The 10834-nt window shown below is 63.0% G+C and carries 10 protein-coding genes; 6 read left to right on the top strand and 4 right to left on the bottom strand.

Going from position 1 to position 10834, the window contains the following annotated elements:
- Positions 1–13 precede the first annotated feature (13 nt).
- Positions 14–772, bottom strand: coding sequence for a thioesterase II family protein (locus tag HU773_RS10485; protein WP_057960217.1), 759 nt, complete (start codon positions 770–772; stop codon positions 14–16).
- 312 nt (positions 773–1084) lie between these two features.
- Here HU773_RS10485 and HU773_RS10480 point away from each other — a divergent pair, with 312 nt between their 5' ends.
- Complete coding sequence (locus HU773_RS10480) at positions 1085–1636, top strand: RNA polymerase factor sigma-70 (RefSeq protein WP_029298131.1); 552 nt, start codon at positions 1085–1087, stop codon at positions 1634–1636.
- Between the two features lie 159 nt (positions 1637–1795).
- On the opposite strand, the gene HU773_RS10475 is transcribed toward HU773_RS10480, so the two are convergent.
- From HU773_RS10475 to HU773_RS10465, 3 genes are all read right to left on the bottom strand, one after another.
- Entirely contained in the window at positions 1796–2809 is a 1014-nt protein-coding gene (locus tag HU773_RS10475) for a GNAT family N-acetyltransferase (RefSeq protein ID WP_169989331.1), read from the bottom strand.
- An 81-nt stretch (positions 2810–2890) separates the two neighbouring features.
- A complete protein-coding gene (locus tag HU773_RS10470) occupies positions 2891–3688 on the bottom strand; it encodes a substrate-binding periplasmic protein (protein ID WP_081044287.1) in 798 nt (265 codons plus the stop codon).
- A gap of 99 nt (positions 3689–3787) precedes the next feature.
- Entirely contained in the window at positions 3788–4411 is a 624-nt protein-coding gene (locus HU773_RS10465) for a TetR/AcrR family transcriptional regulator (RefSeq protein ID WP_057960220.1), read from the bottom strand.
- Between the two features lie 157 nt (positions 4412–4568).
- On the opposite strand from HU773_RS10465, the gene HU773_RS10460 reads away from it, so the two are divergent.
- Genes HU773_RS10460 through HU773_RS10440 form a run of 5 tightly spaced genes read left to right on the top strand, consistent with a single transcriptional unit; the run spans position 4569 to position 10809 of the window.
- Entirely contained in the window at positions 4569–6347 is a 1779-nt protein-coding gene (locus tag HU773_RS10460; protein WP_057960221.1) for an acyclic terpene utilization AtuA family protein, read from the top strand.
- A gap of 12 nt (positions 6348–6359) precedes the next feature.
- Complete coding sequence (locus HU773_RS10455; protein ID WP_057960222.1) at positions 6360–7232, top strand: SDR family oxidoreductase; 873 nt, start codon at positions 6360–6362, stop codon at positions 7230–7232.
- Between the two features lie 3 nt (positions 7233–7235).
- Complete coding sequence (atuC, locus tag HU773_RS10450) at positions 7236–8852, top strand: geranyl-CoA carboxylase subunit beta (RefSeq protein WP_186625771.1); 1617 nt, start codon at positions 7236–7238, stop codon at positions 8850–8852.
- Positions 8853–8872: 20 nt separating this feature from the next.
- Complete coding sequence (gene atuD / locus HU773_RS10445; protein ID WP_186625772.1) at positions 8873–10030, top strand: citronellyl-CoA dehydrogenase; 1158 nt, start codon at positions 8873–8875, stop codon at positions 10028–10030.
- A complete protein-coding gene (locus tag HU773_RS10440) occupies positions 10027–10809 on the top strand; it encodes an enoyl-CoA hydratase/isomerase family protein (RefSeq protein ID WP_057960224.1) in 783 nt (260 codons plus the stop codon). Before atuD ends, HU773_RS10440 begins: the two co-directional genes overlap by 4 nt.
- Positions 10810–10834: the final 25 nt, after the last annotated feature.

The following is a 10834-nucleotide window of genomic DNA, read 5'->3' as shown; positions in this document are numbered from 1 at the left end:
CGCGGCGGCGTGTTCAGCCGGTCGCCAGGGCCGCCCGCCGTGCAGCGCTATGGCGCCAGCGGGTCAAGTGTTCGTCGGCGTAGCGGCGCAGGCAGCGCAACAGTGAGCTTTCCTGTTGCACCAGAAAGAAATGGTGCCCCTCGAACATGTCCAGGGAGAAACCACTGGCGGTGTCTTCCTGCCAGTCGAGTAACTCGTCGGCGCGCACGTCATCCTGCTTGCCGCCAAACACATGGATCGGCATCGACAACGGCTCGCGCTCGCCATACTGGAAACTGCCGCACAACAGGAAGTCGGCGCGCAGGATCGGCAGCGTCAATTGCATCAATTCGCGGTTGGTCAACGCGTCTTCGGGCGTGCCCTTGAGCTTGCGCAGGCGCTCGATCAGTTGGGTGTCGTCTTTTTCAATGGCGTATTCGCTGACATCCCGTCGCGCCGGGCCGGCGGTGGCCGAAGCAAACAGCGCCAGCGGTTCAGGCAGCCCGCGTTCACGCAGGGCATGGGCCAGCTCGAAAGCCAGCAAACCGCCCAGGCTATGGCCAAACAGGGCGTAAGGGCCGTCGAGTTCGGCGCTGATCTCATCCGCCAACTGCGCGGCAAGCACCTTGATATCGCGCTGCAAGGGCTCGTCCATGCGCATGCCACGCCCCGGCAACTCCAGCGGGCGCACTTGCAACCACTCCGGCAGTGCCCGACGCCAGCGGCTGTAGAACATGGCGCTGGCGCCCGAATAGGGCAGGCAAAACAGGCGCAAGCGGGTCGACGTGCTCATCTCAGACCACCCCTGCCTGGATCGCTGGGTTCTCGCGATAGAAACGCATGTCGTCCTCCTCCGGGTGCAAATCCATGGCCGGCGTGTTGGCTGGCCTGTCACCAATGAGAACGGATGGCCCGGCAAAATAATTAGTCTGCCTGCCAGGGCCGGCACACAAAGAGAAGCGCCTCACAGTTTGTCTTTCGGTATAAGATTAGTTCCACTTCTCATTTGACAATCATTATCATTAAGCATAATTTGTTGCCCGATGTGTAGGAGGCCTCAGCAGGGATGCCCTCCACTAACCATATTTGCAGCAAGGTGATTTCCATGACGGAACAAGTATCCACAAGCAGGTGCGATTCACCGTTACTCCAGGCGTTTGTCGATAATCGACTGATCCTGGTCAAGATCGCGGCGCGCATTACCGGCTGCCGTTCCCGTGCCGAAGACGTGGTGCAGGACGCCTACTTCAGACTGCAATCGGCCCCGCAGATCACCTCATCGTTCAAGGCTCAACTGAGCTACCTGTTCCAGATCGTGCGTAACCTGGCTATCGACCACTACCGTAAACAGGCCCTGGAACTGAAGTACTCCGGGACGGAAGAGGAAGGCTTGAATGTGGTTATTCATGGCGCTTCACCGGAAACCTCGCACATCAATTTTTCCACCCTGGAAAACATCGCCGACGCCCTGACAGAGTTGCCCCAGCGCACGCGCTACGCGTTCGAGATGTACCGTCTGCATGGCGTGCCGCAAAAGGACATCGCCAAGGAACTGGGGGTGTCGCCAACGCTGGTCAACTTTATGATCCGTGATGCGTTGGTGCACTGCCGTAAGGTTTCGGGGACCCATAGCGATACGTTTGCCCGACGGGTCTGACCACCACGCCATTGCAATGAGGCATGAGCTTGTATGGCAGCGGGCTTGCCCGCAATGGCATTGGATCAGCCAGTCAATCCAGTGGCTGACACACCGCTATCGCGGGCAAGCCCGCTCCCACACAAGCCCCCACAGTTGATCTTCATTACCCCCAAGGTCTCAGGCCAACCCACACCGCTCAAAAAACCGCTCCCGCCCCAGCATCATCAGCGCCGCGCGCTTGTGGGGGAAATCGAACTCCTTCTCGCAGTGGAAACACTGGTTCTGCATATACCCAATCATCTTCGCGTTGTCGGCCCTGGGCTCCGCCACCACCCGCTGGGTGCGCGGGTCGTCGAGAAACAGGTAGTGCACCAGCGCCGACAGCCAACTGGCCACCTTGTGCGGCCCGCGGTGGTGCTCCTCCCCCACCAGCATATGGATGCCCCGATCGTAATCGTCCACCTCATAGAACGGCGCAATGCGATCCTCCCTGGCCCAATACGCCTCGAAATAGGCAAACGGCTCATCGTCGAAACAGCCGATCAGCGTCAAGGCATGTGGGTCAGCTGCAAGCTTCTCCAGATAGTCCCGATGCTGCTCCAGGCTGCCGCTTTCCTGCCAGAAACTGGCGACCCGCGCGCTGTTCTGCCAGCGATTGAAGCGGGCCAGGTCCACGTCGATCTCCAGCGTACGCAGTGAAATCCACGCGCCCAGGCGCGCGTCGAAACGTCGGTAGACTTCGCCGCACGGTTTGGGCGCACGCACCGGATGGCGCTTGCCATTGCTGAGGATCATTTGCTGCGGATAAGCGCCACTCACCGGCTGGCCCAACCACGGCTGTGGCAATTGCCAGAACAGAGTGCGCTCGCAACGGAACTGCCCTGCCACATCCGTGGCCAGCAGCAGGCCGCTGCGCAGGGCCTCGTCAGGGGCGTATTCGAGGTGCCAGGCCAGTTGCTGGCGCTCAGGCTCCCGGGCAAACAGCCAGTAACAGGCGGCCCACAAGGCCTGCACCGACGGCACCTCACCGGGGCTTTGCAACTGCAGGTGCAGCTCTTCGCCGCGCGCCAGGCGCAGGCGCACCAGCGGCTGGCCTGCGAGAGTCAGGGTCAGGCGGCCATCGCTTTCGTCTGCGTTAAGGGCAGGCCCTGCCGGGAGTGGCAGGACTGACAAGTCTTGGGGATTGGGCATGGAGGGGGCTCACGATAATCGTCGACAGTTAGACGAAGTGACGTGAACCAGCAGCAAAAATTTAAGCGGGCGTTGCCCGGATCAGGGCGCGTCAGCTACCGGCAGCACATCAATGCGGTACGGTTCGAAGATCTTCAACAGCTCGCCGCTGTCGCGCAGATCCTTGAGCAATGCGGCAAACGCCGGGCCGCTGATCGCCGCCTTGGGCCGCAGCAAGGCGTAGTGGTGGTACACCTGATCAATGCGCTCCGACACCAGGAACTGCCCGGCGGTGTCGGCATTGCGCACCATAAAGTCACTGAGGTAAGAACGTGTGACCAGGGCGATATCCGCGCGGCCACGGGTCACCATCAGCAAGTTGCTGTCATGGGAATAGGTCAAGGTGGCGTTGAACTGCGCGGCCATGGCCTTGGGGTCGGGGTTGAAGTTGGCGAAGGCGTAGTGATAACCGCTGAACACCGCCAGGCGCTTGCCCGTCAGATCGGTGAAATAGCCCTGGCCGCGATCGGTCTGGCGCTGGGCAACGAATATCTCGGCGTCCTCCAGGCCCATGTCGACACTGGCATGGGGGATATCCTGCCAACCCCACTGCGGGTTCTCGAAGATGGCCATATCGATCCGGCCCTGCTGGAAATCACGAAAACGCCGGGGAATGGAGGTGGGTACCAGCACAAACTGGTACTCGCGCTGCGCACGGTTCAGCGCTTCCAGCAATTGCGGGAGCAGCCCGCTGTCGGCGCCCTGCTCCGGGCGCACCGTATACGGTGGAAAATGCGCAGCACCGACCCGTACCAATTGGGCCGCCGAAACCTGCGCCTGCCACAAGGTGCCCATTGCCAATACTGTTAATCCTGCAGCCAGCCGCAATGGCGAAAACATCAGGCACGCACCGTTCAAAATCTGGATCTCGCTAAGCTAGGCGTTTTTGTCCGGGGAGACAACTTCCGGCCCGACAATTAAATCGCTTGCTTTACCCGCCTAATCCGCCTTCAGCACCAGCAGCAATGCTTCATCGGCCAATTGCTCGAGGGTCATGCTGCCCTGGGCGCGGAACCAGGTCGTGGTCCACGACAGCGCCCCGGTCAGGAAACGCCGAGTGATAAATACATCACCCTTGATATACCCAGCCTGCTTGGCCTCCCCCAATACCTGCAACCAGATCTCTTCGTAGACATCGCGCAATGCCAGCACCTGGGCCTGCCCTTCTGCCGACAGCGAACGCCATTCATACACCAGCACCGCCATGGCCTCGCCGCTGCCGCCCATGATCGACTGCAACTCACAGCGAATCAGCGCCAGCACCCGTTCGCGCACGCTGCTCGCCTCGGCCAGGGAGGCGCGCATCAGCGCGGTGTTGTAATGGATGGTTTCCTCCATCACCGCCCGCAGGATTTCGTCCTTGCTCTTGAAGTGGTGGAAGATGCTGCCGGACTGGATCCCCACCGCACTGGCCAGGTCGCGCACGGTAGTGCGTTCATAGCCCTTGTTGCGAAACAGGTGAGCCGCGGTCTGCAGCAGCTTGCCCCGGGCGCTGTCGGGGTCGGTCAGTTGCCCGCCGTCCACCATGGTGCGCATCACCTCCAGGGCTTTTTGCTCATCCATGCTGCTCTCCTCAACTACTTTGATTGCGTCATGGCCGGCAATTTAGGCCGTGGCAGCCACCCAAGCAAGCGCTTGGGCACAAGTTGTGTACGCAGTTTACAAACCAAGCGCTTGCTTGGTAGTCTCGACCCAGCGATTTTGCAGAGAAGGACGTCCCATGAACAAGACCGTTCGTATCGGCTGCGCCAGTGCATTCTGGGGCGACACCTGCACCGCCGCCGCGCAGTTGGTGCAAGGCGGCGCGCTGGACTACCTGGTGTTCGACTACCTGGCCGAAGTCACCCTGTCGATCCTCGCCGGGGCGCGCATGAAAGACCCCCAGGCCGGCTACGCCCCGGATTTCGTCGAAGTCCTGGCGCCGTTGCTCGGTGATATCCAGCGCCAGGGCATCCGGGTGATCAGCAACGCCGGCGGCATCCACCCCCAGGCCTGCGCCGCCGCCTTGCAGGCCGTCTGCGACCAGGCCGGGGTGCCGCTGAAAATCGCCGTAGTGCTGGGCGATGACCTGCAACCGCAGTTCAAGCAACTGCAGGGCATCAGCGATATGTTCAGCGGCGCGCCTTTGCCGGCGATGTGCGTGTCGACCAATGCCTACCTCGGCGCGCCGGGTATCGTCCAGGCCCTGCAACTGGGCGCCGATATCGTCATCACCGGGCGCGTGGTGGACAGCGCAGTGGTCAGCGCGGCCCTGGTGCATGAATTCAACTGGGCGTGGCAGGACTACGACCACCTGGCCCAGGCTGCACTGGCCGGGCATATCATCGAATGTGGCGCGCAGTGCACCGGCGGCAACTTCACCGATTGGCGCGAGGTGCCGGACTACGAGCACATCGGTTTCCCGATTGTCGAGGTCAGTGCCGACGGCCAGTTCACCGTCAGCAAAGTGCCGGGCACAGGCGGCCTGATCAGCGAACTGAGCGTCGCCGAACAACTGCTGTATGAGATCGGCGACCCACGCGCCTACCTGCTGCCGGATGTGATCTGCGACTTCAGCCAGGTCACGCTGGAGCAACAAGGCGAAAACCGCGTGCGTCTGCGCGGTGCCAAAGGGCTGGCACCCACCGACCAGTACAAAGTCAGTGCCACCTACCCCGACGGTTTCCGCTGTACCGCCAGTTGCCTGCTGGCCGGCATCGACGCGGTGGCCAAGGCCGAACGGGTCGGCCAGGCGATCATCAACAAGACCTCGCAGTTGTTCAGCCAGCGCGGCTGGGCACCCTATACCGAGGTCAGCATCGAGTTGCTCGGCAGTGAGGCCACCTACGGCGCCCATGCCCGGCGCCAGGATTGTCGCGAAGTGGTGCTCAAGCTGGCGGTGCGTCACCCAAGCAAACAGGCCCTGGTGCTGTTCGCCCGGGAAATCGCCCAGGCGGCCACCGGCATGACGCCGGGCCTGACCGGCATTGTCGGCGGCAGGCCCACGGTGTATCCACTGATCCGCCTGTTTTCGTTCCTGATCGACAAAAGCGCGTGCCGCCTGAGCGTCGACGTCCAGGGGCAATCCCACCCTTGCGAACTGCCTGCCACGGCCGCCCTGAGCACGCCCCACGCGCCCCTCGACCCGCCCAAACCCGAAGGCCGCGCCGAGGCCAGCGTGCCCCTGGTCAAGCTGGCCGTGGCGCGCTCCGGGGACAAGGGTAATCACAGCAATATTGGCGTAATCGCGCGCCGGCCCGAATACCTGCCATGGATTGCCGAGGCACTGACCCCAGAGGTGATCGTCGACTGGATGAGCCATGTACTCGACCCACTGCACGGGCGCGTCGAGCGCTGGTACCTGCCGGGCAGCCACAGCCTCAACTTCCTCCTCGAAAATGCCCTGGGCGGCGGCGGTATCGCCAGCCTGCGCATCGACCCACAAGGCAAGGCTTTCGCCCAGCAACTGCTGGAAATCCCGATTGCCGTGCCCCGCCACATCGCCGATCAACTCACCTAAGGGACTCTCGCCGTGGCCTTCGACTCGATCTTCAAAGCCGACCTGTTCCAGGGGCAGACCCTTATCGTCACCGGTGGCGGCAGCGGCATTGGCCGTTGCACCGCCCATGAACTGGCGGCACTCGGCGCCCATGTGGTGCTGGTGGGGCGCAAGCCGGAAAAGCTGCAACGGGTCACCCAGGAAATTACCCAAGACGGCGGCCACGCCAGCTGGCACGCCTGTGATATCCGCGATGAAGAAGCGGTGAAGGCGCTGGTCAGCCAGATCATCGAGGCACACGGGCCGATCCAGGGTCTGGTGAACAATGCCGGCGGCCAATACCCCTCGCCCCTGGCGTCGATCAATCAAAAAGGCTTTGAAACCGTAATGCGTACCAACCTGGTGGGCGGTTTCCTGATGGCGCGGGAAGTGTTCAATCAGTCAATGAGCAAGCACGGCGGTGCCATCGTCAACATGCTGGCCGACATGTGGGGCGGCATGCCCGGCATGGGCCACTCGGGCGCGGCGCGCGCGGGGATGGACAACTTCACCAAGACCGCCGCGTTCGAATGGGGTTACGCCGGGGTGCGGGTCAACGCAGTGGCGCCGGGCTGGATCGCCTCCAGTGGCATGGACACCTACGAAGGCGCGTTCAAGGCGGTGATCCCGACCCTGCGCGAGCACGTGCCCCTCAAGCGTATCGGCACCGAATCGGAAGTCAGTGCGGCGATTGTGTTCCTGCTCAGCCCCGCCGCCGCATTCGTCAGCGGCAGCACCTTGCGCATCGACGGCGCCGCCAGCCTGGGCAGCCGCGCCTGGCCGCTGCACAAGGCGCAGCCGCCGAGCCCGTCGTTCAATGGTTTTCACCGCGCCTACCTGCCGGATGTGCTCAAGGAGGGCCAATAAACCATGCCGGTCATCGACTCCCTACTCGACACCCACAACCCGCAGTTCGCACAGAACCGCGAGGCCATGCTCACCGCCATCCATCATCTGCGCCAACTGGAACAGAACCTGTTGGACAAGGCCGCCGAGGCCAAGGGCAAGTTCGACAAACGCGGCCAACTGCTGCCCCGTGAGCGCCTCAACCTGTTGCTCGACCCCGGTGCGCCCTTCCTCGAACTGGCAAGCCTGGCCGGTTACAAGCTGCACGACGACAAGGATGGCAGCGCGGCCGGCGGCGGGCTGATTGCCGGTATCGGCTATGTCAGCGGCGTGCGCCTGCTGGTGGTGGCCAACAACAGCGCAATCAAGGGCGGGACGATTTCCCCCAGCGGCTTGAAAAAATCCCTGCGCCTGCAACAGATCGCCATGGAGAACAAATTGCCGGTGGTGACCCTGGCCGAAAGCGGCGGCGCCAATCTTAATTACGCGGCGGAGATTTTCGTCGAAGGCGCGCGCAGCTTCGCCAACCAGGCGCGGATGTCAGCCATGGGCCTGCCGCAGATCACCGTGGTGCACGGCTCGGCCACCGCCGGCGGTGCCTATCAGCCGGGGCTTTCGGATTACGTGGTGGTGGTGCGCGGCAAGGCCAAGCTGTTCCTGGCCGGCCCGCCGCTGCTCAAGGCCGCCACCGGCGAAGTGGCGACGGACGAGGAACTGGGCGGCGCCCAGATGCATGCGCAAACCGCCGGCACCGCCGAATACCTGGCGGAAAATGACACCGACGGCGTGCGCATCGTGCGCGAGATTGTCAGCCTGCTGCCCTGGGACGACCGGCTGCCACCCCAGCCGGCGCGGACCTATACAGAGCCGCTGTATCCGATTGAAGAGCTGCTGGGCCTGATCCCCTCGGACCCGAAAAAGCCCTATGACGTACGGGAAATCATCGCGCGTATCGCCGATGGCTCCAACTTCCTGGAGTTCAAGGGCGAGTTCGATCCCCACACCGTCTGCGGCCACCTGCACATCCAGGGCCGGGCCTGCGGGTTTATCGGCAACAACGGCCCGATCACGCCCAAGGGCGCGAGCAAGGCCGCGCAATTTATCCAGCTGTGCGACCAGAGCCAGACACCGCTGCTGTTTTTCCACAACACCACCGGCTTTATGGTGGGCACCGAATCCGAGCAACAAGGCGTGATCAAGCACGGCGCGAAGATGATCCAGGCGGTGGCCAATGCCCGCGTGCCCAAGCTCACGGTGGTGGTCGGCGGTTCCTACGGCGCCGGCAACTATGCGATGTGCGGCCGTGGCCTGGACCCACGCTTTATCTTCGCCTGGCCCAACAGCCGCACCGCCGTGATGGGCGGCGCCCAGGCCGGCAAGGTGCTGCGCATTGTCACCGAGGCCAAGCAGTTGAAAGACGGCCTGGTGCCCGACCCCAAGGTGCTCGACATGCTCGAACACGTCACCGCGCAGAAACTCGATAGCCAGTCCACGGCCCTGTATGGCAGCGCCAACCTGTGGGACGACGGGCTGATTGACCCGCGGGACACCCGCACGCTGCTGGGCTACCTGTTGGATATCTGCCAGCAAGCCCAGGTGCGCCAATTGCAACCCAACAGCTTTGGCGCCGCGCGCTTTTAACGATCAGGAGAACAATAAAAATGATCTTCACCCAGGAACACGAAGAGCTGCGCCGTACCGTACGGGGTTTTGTCGAGCGCGAGATCAACCCCCACGTCGACGAATGGGAAAAAGCCGGGCGCTTTCCCATCCACGAGATTTTCCGCAAGGCCGGCGATCTCGGTCTGCTGGGTATTTCCAAGCCGGAGAAGTTCGGCGGCATGGGCCTGGACTACAGCTACTCGATTGTCGCCGCCGAAGAGTTCGGCACCATCCTCTGTGGCGGCATCCCGATGTCCATCGGCGTGCAGACTGATATGTGCACCCCGGCCCTCGCACGTTTTGGCTCCGATGAACTGCGCGACGAATTCCTGCGCCCGGCCATCAGCGGCGAACAGGTGGGCTGCATCGGCGTCTCGGAGACCGGCGCTGGCTCCGACGTGGCCGGCTTGAAAACCCACGCCCGCAAGGACGGCGACGACTACGTGATCAACGGCAGCAAGATGTGGATCACCAACTCCCCCAGCGCCGACTTTATCTGCCTGCTGGCCAACACCTCGGACGGCAAGCCGCATATCAACAAGTCACTGATCATGGTGCCGATGAACACCCCCGGGATCAGCGTCAGCCCGCCCCTGGAAAAGCTCGGCATGCATAGCTCGGAAACCGCCCAGGTGTTTTTCGATGATGTGCGCGTGCCCCAGCGCAACCGCATCGGCCATGAAGGCGCGGGCTTCATGATGCAGATGCTGCAGTTCCAGGAAGAACGGTTATTTGGTGCGGCCAATATGATCAAGGGCCTGGAGGCCTGCGTCGACAGCACCATCGCCTACTGCAAGGAGCGCCAGACCTTCGGCAAGGCCCTGATCGACAACCAGGTGATCCACTTTCGCCTGGCCGAGCTGTCCACCGAGATCGAATGCCTACGCGCCCTGGTCTACCAGGCCACCGAGCAATACCTCAAGGGCCAGGACGTGACGCGGCTGGCCTCAATGGCCAAGCTCAAGGCCGGGCGCCTGGGCCGCGAAGTCAGCGACAGCTGCCTGCAGTACTGGGGCGGCATGGGCTTTATGTGGGACAACCCGGTGGCCCGCGCCTATCGTGACGTGCGCCTGGTGTCGATTGGCGGCGGCGCCGACGAGATCATGCTGGGGATCATCTGCAAACTGATGGGTACGCTGCCGGGGAAAAAATCGTGAACGCCTGTGAAACCCTGCTGCTGGAGCCGCACAACGGCGTGCTGCACATCACCCTCAACCGCCCGCAGAACCGCAATGCCATGAGCGTGCAGATGGTCAGCGAACTGCGCGCCGTGCTGACGGATGTCGCCCGTGACGAGCAGGTGCGGGCATTGGTGATCAGTGGCGCTGGCGGGCACTTCTGTGCGGGCGCCGATGTTAAGGACATGAGCCGCGCGGGCAGCCGCGAAGGCTTGCGTGATTTGAACCGGGTGTTTGGCGCGCTGTTGCAAGAAGTCGAAGCCCTGCCCCAGGTGGTGATTGTGGTGTTGCAGGGCGCGGTGCTGGGCGGCGGTTTTGGCCTGGCGTGTGTCAGCGACATCGCCATTGCCGACCACCAGGCACAGTTCGGCTTGCCGGAAACCAGCCTCGGCGTGCTGCCGGCGCAGATCGCACCGTTTGTGGTGCGGCGCATCGGCCTGACCCACGCCCGGCGCCTGGCGCTGACTGCGGCGCGGTTTGACGGGGTCGAGGCGCAGCGCCTGGGGGTGGTGCATTTTGTCGAGCATGCCCCCCAAGGATTGGCGCAGCGCCTGGATGAGGTGTTGGGGCAGGTATTGCGCTGTGCACCGCGCGCCAATGCGCGAACCAAGGCGTTGTTGCTCCAGAGCCTGGATCAGCCGCTGGAGCTGCTGCTGGATCAGGCTGCCGATTGGTTTGCCGAGGCGGTGACCGGGGAAGAAGGCATTGAGGGGACGCGGGCGTTTGTCGAGAAGCGCAAGGCCAGGTGGGTGAGTTGATCTTGAAAACGCCACATCCCCTGTA

The sequence above is a fragment of the Pseudomonas shahriarae genome (genome assembly GCF_014268455.2).
In the GTDB taxonomy this organism is placed as follows: domain Bacteria; phylum Pseudomonadota; class Gammaproteobacteria; order Pseudomonadales; family Pseudomonadaceae; genus Aquipseudomonas; species Aquipseudomonas shahriarae.
This window is presented reverse-complemented; position numbering and strand designations above follow the sequence as displayed.